Source organism: Pseudomonas glycinis, from assembly GCF_054871425.1.
Map to the genome: position 1 here is coordinate 311,670 of NZ_JBTYHF010000002.1, position 16,607 is coordinate 328,276.

The 16,607-nt window shown below is 60.4% G+C and carries 13 protein-coding genes; 4 read left to right on the plus strand and 9 right to left on the minus strand.

What is annotated here, in order from left to right; all coding sequences use genetic code 11:
- Window positions 1-76: 76 nt before the first annotated feature.
- Window positions 77-2,485 (plus strand): penicillin acylase family protein, encoded by a 2,409-nt coding sequence (locus tag ACYSTU_RS05490; protein ID WP_498996658.1) that lies wholly within the window; start codon window positions 77-79, stop codon window positions 2,483-2,485.
- Between the two features lie 201 nt (window positions 2,486-2,686).
- Here ACYSTU_RS05490 and ACYSTU_RS05495 read toward each other — a convergent pair whose 3' ends face one another.
- Window positions 2,687-3,652: a GlxA family transcriptional regulator gene (locus ACYSTU_RS05495; RefSeq protein ID WP_498996662.1), complete on the minus strand. Its 966-nt coding sequence runs from the start codon at window positions 3,650-3,652 to the stop codon at window positions 2,687-2,689.
- A 312-nt stretch (window positions 3,653-3,964) separates the two neighbouring features.
- Between ACYSTU_RS05495 and ACYSTU_RS05500 the strand changes: the two genes are divergently transcribed.
- The gene (locus ACYSTU_RS05500) at window positions 3,965-4,606 is read left to right on the plus strand and encodes an HD domain-containing protein (RefSeq protein WP_498996668.1); all 642 of its coding nucleotides are present in this window, start codon (window positions 3,965-3,967) and stop codon (window positions 4,604-4,606) included.
- Between the two features lie 174 nt (window positions 4,607-4,780).
- Here ACYSTU_RS05500 and ACYSTU_RS05505 read toward each other — a convergent pair whose 3' ends face one another.
- From ACYSTU_RS05505 to ACYSTU_RS05535, 7 genes are all read right to left on the minus strand, one after another.
- The gene (locus ACYSTU_RS05505; protein ID WP_016772664.1) at window positions 4,781-5,671 is read right to left on the minus strand and encodes an ABC transporter permease subunit; all 891 of its coding nucleotides are present in this window, start codon (window positions 5,669-5,671) and stop codon (window positions 4,781-4,783) included.
- Window positions 5,668-6,549: an ABC transporter permease subunit gene (locus tag ACYSTU_RS05510; protein WP_177421658.1), complete on the minus strand. Its 882-nt coding sequence runs from the start codon at window positions 6,547-6,549 to the stop codon at window positions 5,668-5,670. The genes ACYSTU_RS05505 and ACYSTU_RS05510 overlap by 4 nt, the downstream gene beginning before the upstream one ends.
- A gap of 35 nt (window positions 6,550-6,584) precedes the next feature.
- Complete coding sequence (locus tag ACYSTU_RS05515) at window positions 6,585-7,727, minus strand: ABC transporter ATP-binding protein (protein ID WP_016772662.1); 1,143 nt, start codon at window positions 7,725-7,727, stop codon at window positions 6,585-6,587.
- Window positions 7,728-7,790: 63 nt separating this feature from the next.
- A complete protein-coding gene (locus ACYSTU_RS05520; RefSeq protein ID WP_498996677.1) occupies window positions 7,791-8,888 on the minus strand; it encodes a polyamine ABC transporter substrate-binding protein in 1,098 nt (365 codons plus the stop codon).
- Window positions 8,889-9,074: 186 nt separating this feature from the next.
- Window positions 9,075-10,187 carry a polyamine ABC transporter substrate-binding protein gene (locus tag ACYSTU_RS05525; protein WP_197892345.1) on the minus strand — a complete coding sequence of 371 codons (1,113 nt, stop codon included), beginning with the start codon at window positions 10,185-10,187 and terminating at the stop codon, window positions 9,075-9,077.
- 171 nt (window positions 10,188-10,358) lie between these two features.
- Window positions 10,359-11,723, minus strand: coding sequence for an aspartate aminotransferase family protein (locus ACYSTU_RS05530; protein WP_474321901.1), 1,365 nt, complete (start codon window positions 11,721-11,723; stop codon window positions 10,359-10,361).
- A gap of 56 nt (window positions 11,724-11,779) precedes the next feature.
- Window positions 11,780-13,138 (minus strand): glutamine synthetase family protein, encoded by a 1,359-nt coding sequence (locus ACYSTU_RS05535; protein ID WP_016772658.1) that lies wholly within the window; start codon window positions 13,136-13,138, stop codon window positions 11,780-11,782.
- Between the two features lie 728 nt (window positions 13,139-13,866).
- Between ACYSTU_RS05535 and ACYSTU_RS05540 the strand changes: the two genes are divergently transcribed.
- Both ACYSTU_RS05540 and ACYSTU_RS05545 read left to right on the plus strand, forming a co-directional pair.
- The gene (locus ACYSTU_RS05540; RefSeq protein WP_016772657.1) at window positions 13,867-15,243 is read left to right on the plus strand and encodes a glutamine synthetase family protein; all 1,377 of its coding nucleotides are present in this window, start codon (window positions 13,867-13,869) and stop codon (window positions 15,241-15,243) included.
- Window positions 15,244-15,528: 285 nt separating this feature from the next.
- Window positions 15,529-16,155 (plus strand): TetR/AcrR family transcriptional regulator, encoded by a 627-nt coding sequence (locus ACYSTU_RS05545; RefSeq protein ID WP_016772656.1) that lies wholly within the window; start codon window positions 15,529-15,531, stop codon window positions 16,153-16,155.
- Window positions 16,156-16,322: 167 nt separating this feature from the next.
- Here ACYSTU_RS05545 and ACYSTU_RS05550 read toward each other — a convergent pair whose 3' ends face one another.
- The gene (locus ACYSTU_RS05550) at window positions 16,323-16,538 is read right to left on the minus strand and encodes a TOBE domain-containing protein (protein WP_003229256.1); all 216 of its coding nucleotides are present in this window, start codon (window positions 16,536-16,538) and stop codon (window positions 16,323-16,325) included.
- Window positions 16,539-16,607: the final 69 nt, after the last annotated feature.

Genomic DNA, 16,607 nt, shown 5'->3' on the forward strand with positions numbered 1-16,607 from the left:
GCTGCACCGCACAGATGCTCTGTGCTAAATGTTTGCAGCCCGACGGGCGGCCTTTTCGCCTGCACAAGGAGTCACCATGAAGCGTGCGTTGATCGTCGTTGCCTTGCTCATCGTTGTCCTGCTCGGCGCCGCCGGCGGGTATATCTACAGCAAGCAGCCGACGCGCCAGGGCCAGGTCGAGTTGCGCAACCTGCAAGGCTCAGTGACCGTGCGCTACGACGAGCGCGGTGTGCCGCATATCCGCGCCGAGAATGAAACCGACCTCTATCGCGCCCTCGGTTATGTGCACGCGCAGGATCGTCTGTTCCAGATGGAAGCCATGCGCCGCCTCGCCAGGGGCGAGCTGGCCGAAGTGCTCGGGCCGAAACTGCTCGACACCGACAAACTGTTCCGCAGCCTGCGCATCCGCGAGCGTGCGGCCAGTTACGTCGCCAGCCTCGACAAGCAGTCGCCGGCGTGGAAGGGCCTGCAAGCCTATCTGGACGGCATCAACCAATATCAGAGCAGCCACGCCGCGCCGATCGAGTTCGACGTGCTGGGCATCCCCAAGCGGCCGTTCACTGCCGAAGACAGCATCAGCGTCGCCGGTTACATGGCCTACAGCTTTGCCGCCGCGTTCCGCACCGAGCCGCTGCTGACCTACGTGCGCGATCAGCTCGGCGCCGATTACCTCAATGTCTTCGATCTGGACTGGCAGGCCAAAGGCGTTCTGGCCACCGATCACACCCGCCACGCACCGGCCCTCGCCGCCGGCGACTGGCAGGACCTCACCGCCCTCGCCCGCCTCAGCGAACAGGCGCTGCTCGACAACGGCCTGCCGCAGTTTGAAGGCAGCAACGCCTGGGTGATTGCCGGCAGCCGCAGCCAGAGTGGCAAGCCGTTGCTGGCCGGCGATCCGCATATCCGCTTTTCGGTGCCGTCGGTGTGGTACGAGGCGCAGCTGTCGGCGCCGGGTTTCGAGTTGTACGGCCATCATCAGGCACTGGTGCCGTTCGCGTTTCTGGGACACAACCTCGATTTCGGCTGGAGCCTGACAATGTTCCAGAACGACGATCTCGACCTGATCGCCGAGAAGGTCAACCCGGACAACCCCAATCAAGTCTGGTATCGCGGTCAGTGGACCGAGATGCTCGTCAGCGAACAACAGATCAATGTGAAGGGGCAGGCGCCGGTGACCCTCACCTTGCGCCAGTCCCCGCACGGGCCAATCGTCAACGATGCTCTTGGCAGCGCTGCCGGCAAGATCCCGATTGCGATGTGGTGGGCGTTCCTCGAAACACCCAACCCGATCCTCGACGGTTTCTACCAGCTCAACCGCGCCGACACGTTGGCCAAGGCCCGCGCGGCAGCGGCCAAGGTGCAGGCGCCGGGCCTGAATCTGGTGTACGCCAACGCCAAAGGCGATATCGCCTGGTGGGCCTCGGCCCTGCTGCCCAAACGTCCGGCCGGGGTGAAACCGGGCTTCATCCTCGACGGCAGCACGCCTGAGGCGGACAAGGAAGGCTATTACCCGTTCAGCGCCAACCCGCAGGAAGAGAATCCGGCGCGCGGCTATATCGTCTCGGCCAACTTCCAGCCCGTGTCGCCGACCGGCATGGAGATCCCCGGTTACTACAACCTTGCCGATCGTGGTCAGCAGCTTGACCGTCAGCTCAGCGACAACCGGGTGAAGTGGAGCAACGAGGCCAACCAGCAACTGCAACTGGGCACGGCGACCGGTTACGGCCCGCGCCTGTTGGCGCCGCTGCTGCCGGTGTTGCGTGAGGTGGTCAGTGATCCGGCGCAGCTGAAACTGGTCGAGCAACTGGCGCAGTGGCCCGGCGACTATCCGCTGAATTCGATCAGCGCGACGCTGTTCAACCAATTCCTCTACGACCTTGCCGACGCGGCGATGCGCGATGAGTTGGGCAATGACTTCTTCGAAACACTGCTGTCGACGAGGGTGATCGATTCGGCGCTGCCACGCCTGGCGGCCAAGGCGGATTCACCGTGGTGGGACAATCGCAGCACGCCGGCCAAAGAAACCCGCGCCAATGTCGTGCGCACGGCGTGGGCGGCGAGCATGGCGCATCTGAAACTGACCCTCGGCGATAACGTGGCCGGTTGGCAGTGGGGCGCGGCGCACACCCTCACCCACGGCCATCCGCTGGGGCAGCAGAAGCCGCTGGATCGCCTGTTCAACGTCGGCCCGTTCGCAGCGCCGGGCAGCCACGAAGTGCCGAACAACCTCTCGGCAAAGATCGGCCCGGCTCCGTGGCCGGTGACGTATGGACCGTCGACCCGACGCCTGGTGGACTTCGCCGATCCGGTGCATGGACTGACGATCAACCCGGTCGGCCAGAGTGGCGTGCCACTGGACAGTCACTATGACGACCAGGCCGAGGCGTATGTGGAGGGGATTTATGTGCAGGCGCATTTCAGTGAGGAAGAGGTGCTGGCGAATACGCGCAGTACGTTGAAGCTGCTGCCGGCGCGCAAGCCCTGAAGAGCCCCTCACCCTAGCCCTCTCCCAGAGGGAGAGGGGACCGATTGGGGGATATTCATGAGAAACGCCGACGTGAAAGATTGGCGCCGAATCCATAATCGATAACGTCTTTCAGGTCGATGTAACACGCCAGACACTGCAGTCGGCTTCCTCTCCCTCTGGGAGAGGGCTGGGGTGAGGGCTTTCGAGCTCAAGCCCGGATCAAACATTCAGCGCAAAATTCATCCGAAACTGCTGCGGCGTCACGCCTAATCTGCGGTTGAACACACTGCGCATATGCTGCGCATCACGAAACCCGCACTGATAGGCCACGGTCTTCAGCGGCGCCGTGGTGCTTTCCAGCATGACCCGCGCCGCATCCACCCGCGCCCGTTCGACAAACTCCGCCGGGGTCACTTTCGCTTCTCGCGCAAATACCCGGGAGAAATTGCGCGCACTCATGTTCGCCGCATTGGCCAGATCGGCGATCGTCAGATCGCCAGTGAGATTGGCCAGCACATACAACTGCACCAGCGCTACCGCTGACGTCGGTTCGGCATGCGGCGTGAGGAATGGGCTGAACTGCGATTGCCCGCCCGAGCGCTGGGTGAACACCACCAGCCGTTTCGCCACACTCAGCGCGACCTCGGCACCGTGGTCGCGCGCCAGCAGGTACAGCGACAGATCGATGCCCGCGGTGACCCCGGCCGAGGTGTAGAGCGCGCCGTCCTCGACATACAGGCGATCCGCCGCGACCCGCGTGGTCGGGCACAACTGCGCCAACGCCTCGGCATCGTTCCAGTGCGTGGTGACAGTGCGCCCCTCGAGCAAACCGGCGCGGGCGAGCATGAACGCGCCATTGCAGATCGAGCCGAAACGCCGGGCGCGGCCACAGGCTTCACGCAGCCAGGCATCGAACGTGGGGCCAAAATCCATGAACGGCAATTGCGGGCCACCGGCGACCAGCAACAGGTCAGGGCTATCCTTTGCTTCGCTGAAGTGGCGATGGGCATTCAGGCTCATGCCGTTGGAACAGGCCATCGGTCCATGCTCGACGCCGATCACTTGCAAGCGATAGTGATCCTGCGGCGCAAGAAAGCGGTTGGCTTCGGCGAACACGTCCATCGGGCCGCTGACGTCCAGTGACTGCACGCCGGGGAACACCACAATGGCGACGGATTTGTTCATGACTCAACCGTCCTCGATCCTTTGGCAAACACACAAACCCGTGGGAGCGAGCTTGCTCGCGAAGAGGCCAACACACGCAACATAGCTGTCGAATGAGAAACCGCTTTCGCGAGCAAGCTCGCTCCCACATGGGCCATGTCCAAATGGTTGATCGAGCTAACCCTGGCCAGCCCACACCCGACAAGTGAGCTTGGCACGATTTGCAGGTGCAATGGCAAGGATCGCATCCATGACTCGATTGTTCGCTTGGCGCGCGGGGAACAGACTTTCTCCAGCAGCGCCACGACGGCGTTTTTCGACGAGGAAACCGTTATGACCAGCACTATCGCCGGCATCAAGATCCCTGACAGCGCCCTCGCCCGGGCCACCACCGAATACATCCGCGACATCGAATCCGACCTGCTCTATCACCACTCGCGCCGGGTGTTTCTGTTCGGTGCCCTGAGCGGCGAGCGCCAGCGACTGGCCTATAACCCGGAGCTGCTGTATGTCGGCGCGATGTTCCACGACCTTGGTCTGGTCGCAGGTCATCGCAGCGATGACGAGCGCTTTGAAGTGGACGGCGCAAATGCCGCCGCAGCCTTTCTCACACCGTACGGGCTGAGCGACGACGATATCGAGCAAGTCTGGCTGTCGATCGCATTGCACACCACGCCGGGCGTACCCAGGCATCTGCGCCCGACCGTCGCGCTGGTGACGGCCGGGGTGGAGATGGACGTGCTGGGCATGGACTACGCGGCGTTCAGCAGCGTGCAGCGCGAAGCGGTGGTGCATGCGCATCCACGTGGGGAGGGTTTCAAGGAGTGCATCATCTGCGCGTTCGCCGACGGCTTGCGTCATCGCCCGCAGACCACGTTTGGCAATGTGAAGACTGATGTGCTGGTGGATCAGGAGCCAGGGTTCAAACCGATGAATTTCGTCGAGGTCATCCGCCAGTCTCCCTGGACTGCTTAAAACCAGATTTGGAATCTGGGCCCTGTGGCGAGGGGATTTATCCCCGTGGGGTTGCGAAGCGACCCCAAAAAAAGGCCTGCTGCGCAGTCCATCGGGGATAAATCCCCTCACCACAAAAGCCCGCTACCACATTTTGATTTGGGTTGGCCTCGGGAATGAAACCAACCCGCCGGCTCACACAGTCTGTGGCGCAGGCGCGCGACGTGCGTCCGGTTGTTTCCACGAATCGGCAGCGCTTTCTTCGATGGCTTGCTGGATGGCTTTCTTGCGGGCTTCTTCGGCGCGGCGGCTGAAGAACCAGACGAGGAAGGTCACCAGCGACACGGCCAGCAGAATCAGGCTGGCCACGGCGTTGATTTCCGGTTTCACACCCAGGCGCACCGCCGAGAACACTTCCATCGGCAGGGTCGTCGAACCCGGGCCCGACACGAAGCTCGCCAGCACCAGGTCATCCAGCGACAGCGCGAACGACATCATCCCGCCCGCCGCCAGTGACGGCGCGATCATCGGGATGGTGATCAGGAAGAACACCTTCCACGGCCGCGCGCCCAAGTCCATCGCCGCCTCTTCGATCGACAGGTCCAGCTCACGCAAGCGCGCCGACACCACCACCGCCACATACGCCGCGCAGAAAGTGGTGTGGGCGATCCAGATGGTGACGATGCCGCGCTCCTGCGGCCAGCCGATCATTTGGGCCATGGCCACGAACAGCAGCAACAGCGACAGACCGGTGATCACTTCCGGCATCACCAACGGCGCAGTCACCAGGCCACCGAACAGCGTACGGCCCTTGAAGCGGGTGATACGGGTCAGCACGAAGGCGGCCAGGGTACCCAATGCCACCGCAGCAACCGCGGTGTAGCAGGCGATTTCCAGCGAGCGCAGCACCGAGCCCATCAGTTGCGAGTTGTCGAGCAGGCCGACGTACCATTTGATCGACCAGCCGCCCCACACCGTCACCAGTTTCGAGGCGTTGAACGAGTAGATCACCAGGATCAGCATCGGCAGATAGATGAACAGCAGACCCAATACCAGCATCAGGCTGGAGAAACGGAAGCGCTTCATTCTTTACCCTCCATTTCCTTGGCCTGACTGCGGTTGAACAGAATGATCGGCACAATCAGGATCGCCAGCATCACTACCGCCAGCGCGGACGCCACCGGCCAGTCGCGGTTGTTGAAGAATTCTTGCCAGAGCACCTTACCGATCATCAGGGTTTCCGGGCCGCCGAGCAGTTCCGGGATCACGAACTCGCCGACCACCGGAATGAACACCAGCATGCAGCCGGCAATGATCCCGTTCTTGGACAGCGGAATGGTGATTTTCCAGAAGCTGTTGAAGGTGCTCGAACCCAGATCAGACGCAGCTTCCAGCAGACTCTGATCGTGTTTGACCAGGTTGGCGTAGAGCGGCAGGATCATGAACGGCAGGTACGAATAGACAATCCCGATGTACACCGCCAGGTTGGTATTGAGAATCTGCAGCGGCTCGTCGATCAGGCCCATGCTCATCAGGAAGCCGTTGAGCAGGCCGTTGTTGCTGAGGATGCCCATCCACGCGTAGACGCGGATCAGGATCGCCGTCCAGGTCGGCATCATGATCAGCAGCACCAGCACCGTTTGCAGCTCTTTGCGCGCGCTGGCGATGGCGTAGGCCATCGGGTAACCGATCAGCAGGCAGAGCACGGTGCTGATAAAAGCCATTTTCAGCGAGCCAAGATAGGCCGCGATGTACAGCTCGTCGTCACCAAGCAACGCGTAGTTGCCCAGGTTCAGCAGCACTTGCAGCTTCTGCTCGGCGTAGGTGTAGATCTCGGTGTAAGGCGGGATCGCCACGTCGGCTTCGGCGAAGCTGATCTTCAGGACGATGAAGAACGGCAGCATGAAGAACAGGAACAGCCAGATGAACGGCACCCCGATGACCATCTGCCGGCCATTGGGGATGATTCGGTTTATACGGCGTTTGAATTTGCGCATGTTCATGAGCGAAGTACCACGCCGCTATCGTCTTCCCACCACACGTAGACCTGATCGCCCCAGGTCGGACGCGCGCCGCGACGTTCGGCGTTGGCGACGAACGACTGCACCAGTTTGCCGCTCGGCAATTCGACGTAGAACACCGAGTGTCCGCCCAGATAAGCGATGTCGTGGACCTTGCCGCTCGACCAGTTGTACTCGCAGGTCGGCATGTCGGCGGTGACCAGCAGCTTCTCCGGACGAATCGCGTAGGTGACCGACTTGTCCTGCACCGAGGTGCTGATGCCGTGACCGACGTAGATCTGCCGGTCGAGGTCCTTGCAGGTGATGGTCGCGTGGCCTTCGGCGTCGTCGATCACTTCGCCTTCGAAGATGTTGACGTTGCCGATGAATTCGCAGACCAGACGGCTGGTCGGGGTTTCGTAGATGTCGATCGGGCTGCCGATCTGCGCGATCCAGCCCAGGTGCATGATCGCGATGCGCTCGGCCATGGTCATGGCCTCTTCCTGGTCGTGGGTCACCATCACGCAGGTCACGCCGACGCGCTCGATGATTTCCACCAGTTCCAGTTGCATCTGCGAACGCAGTTTCTTGTCCAGTGCGCCCATCGGTTCGTCGAGCAGCAACAGCTTCGGGCGCTTGGCCAGCGAGCGGGCCAGGGCCACGCGCTGACGCTGACCGCCGGACAGTTGATGCGGCTTGCGCTTGGCATACTGGCTCATCTGCACCAGCTTGAGCATCTCGGCCACGCGGGCGTCGATTTCAGCCTTGGGAATCTTGTCCTGCTGCAGGCCGAAGGCGATGTTCTGCGCCACGGTCATGTGCGGGAACAAAGCGTAAGACTGGAACATCATGTTGATCGGACGGTCGTACGGCGGCATGTCGGTGATGTCGACGCCGTCGAGGAAAATCCGCCCTTCCGTGGGCCGTTCGAAGCCTGCAAGCATCCGTAGCAAGGTGGATTTGCCCGATCCCGAACCGCCGAGCAGAGCAAAAATTTCGCCCTTCTTGATTTCCAGGGACACGTCGTCCACGGCAATCGTCTCGTCGAACTTCTTCGTGACCCGGTCGATTTTGACCAGCACCTGTTTTGGTGTCTGGTCGCCCTCGAGGGCTTTCTTGTAGGCGCCGGAGGCAACTGCCATTTACGAAACTCCCAACAGAAGCAGCAGTTCGCCCCGCAAGACGAACCCTGGATAGTTTGTGCGTTATTTGCCCGACTTGACCTTGGTCCAGCTGCGGGTCATCAAACGCTGAATATTGGCTGGCAACTCGGTCGACACGTAGGTCTTGTCGAGGACTGCTTGCGGTGGGTAAACCGCTTCATCGGTGCGAATGGATTGTTCCATCAGCTTGTCCGAACCCGGGTTGGGGTTGGCGTAACCGACGTAATCACTGACCTGGGCGATCACCTCAGGTTTCAGCAAATAGTTGATGAAGGCGTGGGCTTCCTTGACGTTGGACGAATCCTTGGGGATCGCCAGCATGTCGAACCACAGCGCGCCGCCCTCTTTCGGAATCGAATAGGCGATGTTGACGCCCTTCTTGGCTTCCTCGGCACGGTTCTTCGCCTGGAAAATGTCGCCGGAGAAACCGATGGCCACGCAGATGTCGCCGTTGGCCAGATCGCCGATGTACTTCGAGGAATGGAAATAGGTCACGTAGGGACGCACCGCGAGCAGCTTGGCGGTGGCCTTTTCGTAGTCCTTGGTGTTGGTGCTGTTGGCGTTCAGGCCCAGGTAATTGAGCATGGTCGGCATCATTTCATCAGCCGAATCGAGGAACGCGACACCGCAGCTGTGCAGCTTCTTGATGTTTTCCGGCTCGAACAGCACGGCCCAGGAATCGATCTTTTCGATGCCCAGCACAGCCTTGACTTTGTCGACGTTGTAGCCGATGCCGTTGGTGCCCCACAGATACGGCACGGCGTAGAGGTTGCCGGGGTCGTTCTGTTCCAGGCGCTTGAGCAGCACCGGGTCGAGGTTGGAATAATTCGGCAGCTGCGCCTTGTCGAGCTTCTGGAACGCGCCCGCCTTGATCTGCTTGCCGAGGAAGTGGTTCGACGGCACGACCACGTCGTAACCGGTACGCCCGGCGAGCAGCTTGCCTTCCAGGGTTTCGTTGGAGTCGAAAACGTCGTAGACCGGTTTGATCCCGGTCTCTTTCTCGAAGTCGGCCAGGGTCGATTCGCCGATGTAATCGGACCAGTTATAAATATGCACCGTACCGGCGGCCTGGGCTCCGACAGCGATTGTCAGGCCGGCAGCGGCCAGCAGGGCTTTGCGCAAAGAAGAAAATACAGGCAAGTGGAGGTCCTCTAAATTGATTGGGCCCAAGTTGCCCCGCGCTGCATGACAGCCATGGCTGCCCGACAACAAAACCGGCGCGCAACTTACCCTCGAAAAACCGATCCAGCAAAACTTTCTGTCATTTAATTATCCGCTGGCCGCCGTCGCGACGACGACGGCCAGTGGTTGTGGCGACAAACCGGCTTATTTGCCCGATTTGATCTTGGTCCAGCTGCGGGTGATCAGACGCAGTGTGGCGGCGTCCAGATCGCTGATCGCATAGAGCTGCTTCTTCACTTCAGCCGACGGGTAGATGCTCGGGTCGCTGGTGATGTCCTTGTCCACCATAGGCGTCGCCGCCTTGTTGCCGTTCGGGAAACGCACGGCGTTGGTGATGCCGGCCATCACTTGCGGCTCCATCAGGTAGTTCATGAACTTGTAGGCGGCTTCGACGTTTTCCGCATCCTTGGGAATGGCGACCATGTCGTAGAAAGTACCGGCGCCTTCTTTCGGAATGGTGTAGGCCAGCTTGACCTTGTCACCGGCTTCCTGGGCGCGGGTCTTGGATTGCTCCAGGTCACCCGAGTAACCGACGGCGACGCAGATGTTGCCGTTGGCCAGGTCGGAGATGTACTTGGAAGAGTGGAAGTAGGCGACCGACGGACGGATCTTCAGGAACAGGTCTTCGGCGGCTTTCAGATCAGCCTTGTCCTTGCTGTTGGTCGGCTTGCCCAAATAGTGCAATGCCGCCGGAATCATTTCGGTCGGCGCATCGAGGAAGCTCACGCCGCAGCTTTTGAGTTTCTCCATGTTTTCCGGTTTGAACACCACGTCCCACGAATCGATCTTGTCGATGCCCAGCGCAGCCTTGACCTTGGCCGGGTTGTAGCCGATGCCGATCGAGCCCCACATATACGGGAAGGCGTGCTTGTTGCCCTGGTCGCTGGCATCGCCAACGGCCTTGAGCAGGTCTTCGTCGAGGTTTTTCCAGTTCGGCAGCTTGGACTTGTCCAGCTCCTGGTAAACGCCGGCCTTGATCTGCTTGGCGAGGAAATTGTTGGAAGGCACCACGATGTCATAACCGGACTTGCCGGCCAGCAGCTTGGCTTCCAGGGTTTCGTTACTGTCGAAGACGTCGTAGACGACTTTGATCCCGGTGGCTTTTTCGAAGTTGGCCACGGTGTCCGGCGCGATGTAGTCGGACCAGTTGTAGACGTGCAGTACCTTGTCGTCCGCGTGCACCGCACCCGCCATCATGCCCGCCATGGACAGCGCGAGCAGAGTCTTGCCAGCTAGCTTTTTACCTAATGCCTTCATGCGTCATGCTCCAAATTTTTCTTTTTTGAACCACTTTGTTCAGCGGCCGAACCCGGACAACTGGAACCGCGGCTAGTCTGGCAAGATCCGAGGCGGTCTTTCAACAAAAGACCAGCCTTTCTGACAGCTTTGAGCGAGTGCGCCGCAGCTCCCCCGCCCAAAGCCTAGCACCTAGGCCTGCAGCGCACCGAGGGTCAGGTCCAGACACTTGCGTGCCTTTGTAACCAGCTCATCGATCTCCGCTTTGCTGATCACCAGCGGCGGCGCAATGATCATGGTGTCGCCCACCGCGCGCATGATCAGGCCGTTGTCGAAGCAGAACTGCCGGCAGATCATGCCCACGCCCCTGCCTTCGTAACGCTTGCGCGTGGCCTTGTCCTGCACCAGCTCGATCGCCCCCAGCAGACCGACGCCGCGAACTTCACCCACCAACGGGTGATCGTTCAGCTCGCGCAGACGTTTCTGCAAATACGGTGCCGTTTCGTTGTGGGCGTTCTCGATAATTTTTTCGTCGCGCAGGATGCGGATGTTTTCCAGGCCCACCGCGGCTGCCACCGGGTGGCCGGAGTAAGTGAAGCCGTGGTTGAAATCGCCGCCTTCATTGAGCACGGCCACCACCGAATCACGCACGATCAACCCGCCCATCGGGATGTAGCCGGAGGTCAGGCCTTTGGCGATGGTCATCATGTGCGGCTTGAGGTCGTAGAAATCGCTACCGAACCACTCACCAGTACGGCCGAAGCCGCAGATCACTTCGTCGGCAACAAAGAGGATGTCGTACTTGGCGAGGATTTCCTTGATGCGCGGCCAGTAGGTATCAGGCGGAATGATCACGCCGCCGGCACCCTGGATCGGCTCGGCAATAAAGGCACCGACGTTGTCGACGCCGACCTCGAGAATCTTTTCTTCGAGCTGATTGGCCGCCCAGATGCCGAACTCTTCCGGCGACATGTCGCCGCCTTCGGCAAACCAGTACGGCTGGGCGATGTGGACGATGCCCGGAATCGGCAGGTCGCCCTGCTCGTGCATATAAGTCATGCCGCCGAGGCTCGCGCCGGCCACGGTCGAACCGTGATAACCGTTCTTGCGGCTGATGATGACTTTCTTGTTCGGCTGGCCTTTGATCGCCCAGTAGTGACGGACCATGCGCAACATGGTGTCGTTGCCTTCGGAGCCGGAACCGGTGAAGAACACGTGGTTCATGCCTTCTGGCGCCACGTCGGCAATCGACTTGGCCAGTTCCAGTGCCGGCGGGTGTGCGGTCTGGAAGAACAGGTTGTAGTACGGCAGTTCGCGCATCTGTTTGGCGGCGGCATCGGCCAGCTCATCGCGACCGTAACCGATCGCCACGCACCAGAGGCCAGCCATGCCGTCGAGGATCTTGTTGCCTTCGCTGTCCCACAGATAAACGCCCTTGGCGTTGGTGATGATCCGCGGGCCCTTCTCTTTCAGTTGCTTGAAGTCGCTGAACGGGGCCAGGTGGTGTTCGCTGCTCAGCGCTTGCCACTCACGGGTTTGCGGGTTGTTGCTGGTCATGCCAATTCTCCTTGTTATCGGTGAAGGCGCGACGGCTGGCCGCCGCGCCCGGCGTATCAGACGGCGAAGAGCAGGTACTCACGCTCCCAGGAACTGATCACGCGCTTGAAGTTTTCATGCTCGGCCCGCTTGACCGCGACGTAGCCGGTGATGAAGGTCTTGCCGAGGTACTTCTCGATGGTCGCGCTGTTTTCCATACGCTCCAGCGCGTCCTCGATGGTCAGCGGCAGGCGCAGGTTGCGGCGCTCGTATCCACGACCGACCACTGGCGCGCTCGGGTTCAGGCCCTCGACCATGCCGATGTAACCGCAGAGCAGGCTCGCGGCGATCGCCAGGTACGGGTTGGCGTCGGCGCCCGGCAGGCGGTTTTCCACGCGGCGGTTCTGCGGGCCGGCATCCGGTACGCGTAGGCCGACGGTGCGGTTTTCCTCACCCCACTCGACGTTCACCGGTGCCGAAGTATCCGGGAGGAAGCGGCGGAACGAGTTGACGTTCGGTGCGAACAGCGGCAACAGCTCGGGGATCAATTTTTGCAGACCACCGATGTGGTGCAGGAACAACTGGCTCATGGTCCCGTCTTCGTTGGAGAAGACGTTCTTGCCGGTCTGAATGTCGATGATGCTCTGGTGCAGGTGCATGGCGCTGCCCGGCTCGCCGGTCATCGGCTTGGCCATGAATGTCGCCGCTACGTCGTGCTTGAGCGCGGCTTCGCGCATGGTGCGCTTGAACACCAGAATCTGATCGGCCAGCGAAAGGGCGTCACCGTGACGGAAGTTGATTTCCATCTGCGCCGTGCCGTCTTCGTGGATCAGCGTATCGAGGTCCAGCTCCTGCAATTCGCACCAGTCGTAGACATCTTCGAACAGCGGGTCGAATTCGTTGGCCGCTTCAATGGAGAACGACTGCCGACCGATTTCCGGACGGCCCGAGCGGCCGATCGGCGGCTGCAACGGATAGTCGGGGTCGTCGCTGCGCTTGGTCAGGTAGAACTCCATTTCCGGCGCCACGATCGGCTGCCAGCCCTTGTCGGCATACAGCTTCAAAACTTTCTTGAGGACGTTGCGCGGCGACAGCTCGATCGGGTTGCCTTGCTTGTCGTAGGTGTCGTGGATCACCTGCGCGGTCGGCTCGATCGCCCACGGCACCAGGTACACGGCGTTCTGGTCGGGGCGGCAGATCATGTCGATGTCGGCCGGGTCGAGCAGTTCGTAATAGATGTCGTCTTCGACGTAGTCGCCGGTCACGGTCTGCAGCAGCACGCTCTCCGGCAGACGCATGCCTTTCTCGGCGATGAACTTGTTGGTCGGCGAAATCTTGCCCCGGGTAATGCCGGTCAAGTCGCCGATCATGCATTCGACTTCTGTGATCTTGCGGTCTTTCAACCAATCGGTGAGCTGGTCGAGGTTGTTACTCATAAATGCCTCTGGGCTGAGTCTCCTGACGCGATGTCAGGCAATTTTGACGCTTGCGGCGTCGCGTTAAAGGGGGCTTGCTCGCGCAGTGCCGGCTTACGCCTGGCACCGCGCATAGACAATGAAAGAGGAGCTTACCTGCCCTTGACGCTGGCGTTGCATTTCCCGTGCACTTTGCAAACGTGCAGAATCACAAGCATGACGCTGAGTGCGGCACGGGCTTTGGGAGGGAAAGAGTTCTATAGTGAAAGGAGACGCCATAAAGCGGATGCTGTGCCCGACGTCCAGAATATCGGACGCTGCCGTTTTGCCGGATGTTGACGAGCGTGTCGTCGACAGGCTGCGCGCCTTGCTGGCTGCGCTCCGGACGGATTGATCGCCACTGATGTGATGAGCATGCAGACCGGACTGTTGCGAGCAGTCGGTGATGCCGATTAACGGCAGGCGAGACATGAAGCACCCCGGTATTATTGCTGTTATGGGTTTGACCGGAGCTTAGCCTTGTTCATTTTTTTACACAACACCCCCGTAAAAAATACAACACGGCCTGCTCAAGCCCGCAGCTGAGCAACGTTCAAGGTTTGAAAAAACGCCCCAAAGTGCCCCATAAATGCCCTTCAAGCGCTTTTTCGGGGCAAAAAAGGCCTCGCTTGACTTCGGCAGGCCGTTCGGGTTGACTGAAACCAGAAAAGATCAATGATTGATATTTTTAACAACAAAGGTGTTGCATCATGTCGGTACCCCCGCGTGCCGTTCAGCTTAACGAAGCGAACGCGTTCCTTAAGGAACATCCTGAGGTTCTGTACGTTGACCTTCTGATTGCGGATATGAATGGTGTGGTGCGCGGCAAGCGCATCGAACGCACCAGCCTCCACAAGGTTTACGAGAAAGGCATCAACCTGCCGGCCTCTCTATTTGCTCTGGATATCAATGGCTCCACGGTGGAAAGCACCGGTCTGGGCCTGGACATCGGCGACGCCGATCGCATCTGCTATCCGATCCCCGATACCCTGTGCAACGAGCCATGGCAGAAGCGCCCGACCGCGCAGCTGTTGATGACCATGCACGAACTCGAAGGCGATCCGTTCTTCGCCGATCCCCGTGAAGTGCTGCGCCAGGTGGTGACCAAGTTCGACGAGCTCGGCCTGACCATCTGCGCCGCCTTCGAACTCGAGTTTTACCTGATCGACCAGGAAAACGTGAACGGCCGTCCGCAGCCGCCACGCTCGCCGATCTCCGGCAAACGCCCGCACTCGACGCAGGTCTACCTGATCGACGACCTCGACGAATACGTCGACTGCCTCCAGGACATTCTGGAAGGTGCCAAAGAGCAAGGCATCCCGGCCGATGCGATCGTCAAGGAAAGTGCCCCGGCGCAGTTCGAAGTGAACCTGCACCACGTCGCCGACCCGATCAAGGCCTGCGACTACGCCGTCCTGCTCAAGCGTCTGATCAAGAACATCGCCTACGACCATGAAATGGACACCACCTTCATGGCCAAGCCGTATCCGGGCCAGGCGGGCAATGGTCTGCACGTACACATTTCGATTCTGGACAAAGCCGGCAAAAACATTTTTGCCAGCGAGGATCCCGAGCAGAACGCCGCGCTGCGTCACGCGATCGGCGGTGTGCTCGAGACCCTGCCGGCGCAGATGGCTTTCCTCTGCCCGAACGTCAACTCCTACCGTCGCTTCGGCGCGCAGTTCTACGTACCGAACTCGCCGTGCTGGGGCCTGGACAACCGCACCGTGGCGATCCGCGTACCAACCGGTTCTGCCGATGCCGTACGTATCGAGCACCGCGTGGCCGGCGCCGACGCCAACCCGTACCTGCTGATGGCTTCGGTACTGGCCGGCGTGCACCACGGCCTGGTCAACAAGATCGAACCGGGCGCGCCTGTCGAAGGCAACAGCTACGAGCAGAACGAACAGAGCCTGCCGAACAACTTGCGCGATGCCCTGCGCGAGCTGGACGACAGCGAGGTGATGGCCAAGTACATCGATCCGAAGTACATCGATATCTTCGTCGCCTGCAAGGAAAGCGAGCTGGAGGAGTTCGAACACTCCATCTCCGACCTTGAGTACAACTGGTATCTGCATACCGTTTAAATGGTTTGCAGCTTCAAAAAAACGCCGTTGGCTGATTCAGCCAGCGGCGTTTTTTTATGGCCGAACACAAAACCTGTGGCGAGGGGATTTATCCCCGTTGGGTTGCGAAGCAGCCCCAAATCCATCCCACTCGGTGCGTCAGGAATACCCGGCTCTCAGGGTTTACGACTGCTGCGCAGCCGAACGGGGCGGTGCGACGTTTCGCTAAATCCCCTCGCTACAGGGTACTGGCAGACAACACCTGAACCGCCTCGTACAATGCCCGCTGCCCCGCAGGAGACTTCCATGACGCGTCCCGCCACCGTTCGCAAACCCCGTGCCCGCAGTCAGGCGCGGATCGATTCGATCCTCGATGCCGCGCGCACGCTGCTGGCGGCCGAGGGCGTGGCCAGTCTGTCGATCTACAGCGTCGCCGAGCGCGCGCAGATTCCGCCCTCCTCCGTGTATCACTTCTTCGCCAGCGTACCGGCGCTGCTCGAAGCACTGACTGCTGATGTCCACGCAGCCTTCCGCGCTTGCCTGCAAGCGCCGATCAATCACGATGCTTTGCGTGACTGGCGTGATCTGTCGCGACTGGTCGAACAGCGCATGCTGGAGATCTACGACGAAGACGCCGCCGCGCGGCAGTTGATCCTGGCGCAACACGGCCTGACCGAAGTGACCCAGGCCGACCGCCAGCACGATCTGGAACTGGGCGACCTGATGCACAAGCTGTTCGACCAGCATTTCGAGTTGCCAAGGCTGCCGGACGATGTCGATGTGTTTGCCCTGGCGATGGAACTGGGCGACCGGGTCTATGCCCGTTCGGTGCAGCAGCACGGGCAGATCACCCCGCGCATGGCCGAGGAAGGGATGCGCGTGTTTGATGCCTACATTGGCCTGTATCTACCGCCGTATCTGCCCAAGCGCTGAGACATGATCGTTCCCACGCGCAGCAAAGGAATGCAGCCCGTGACGCTCCGCGTCACTGGACGCGGAGCGTCCCTAGAGGCATTCCCACGCGGAGCATGGGAACGATCGACAGGCACAAAAAACCCCGCAGGGCTCACACCCTCCGGGGTTGTTTTTTGTTCACCGGCTTACAACTTGGCGATCGATACCTCGGTGGATTTCACAAAGGCGATCACCTCACTGCCGACCACCAGCTCCAGCTCTTTAACAGAGCGGGTAGTGATCACCGAAGTGACGATGCCCGAAGCGGTCTGCACGTCGATTTCCGACAGCACGTCGCCGAGGACGATTTCCTTGATCGAGCCTTTGAACTGGTTGCGCACGTTGATGGCTTTGATAGTCATGGCATTTCTCCTAGGATCGAAATGAGCTGCAAGCGGCAAGCTATAAGCTGCAAGTAAAAGCACCAGGCT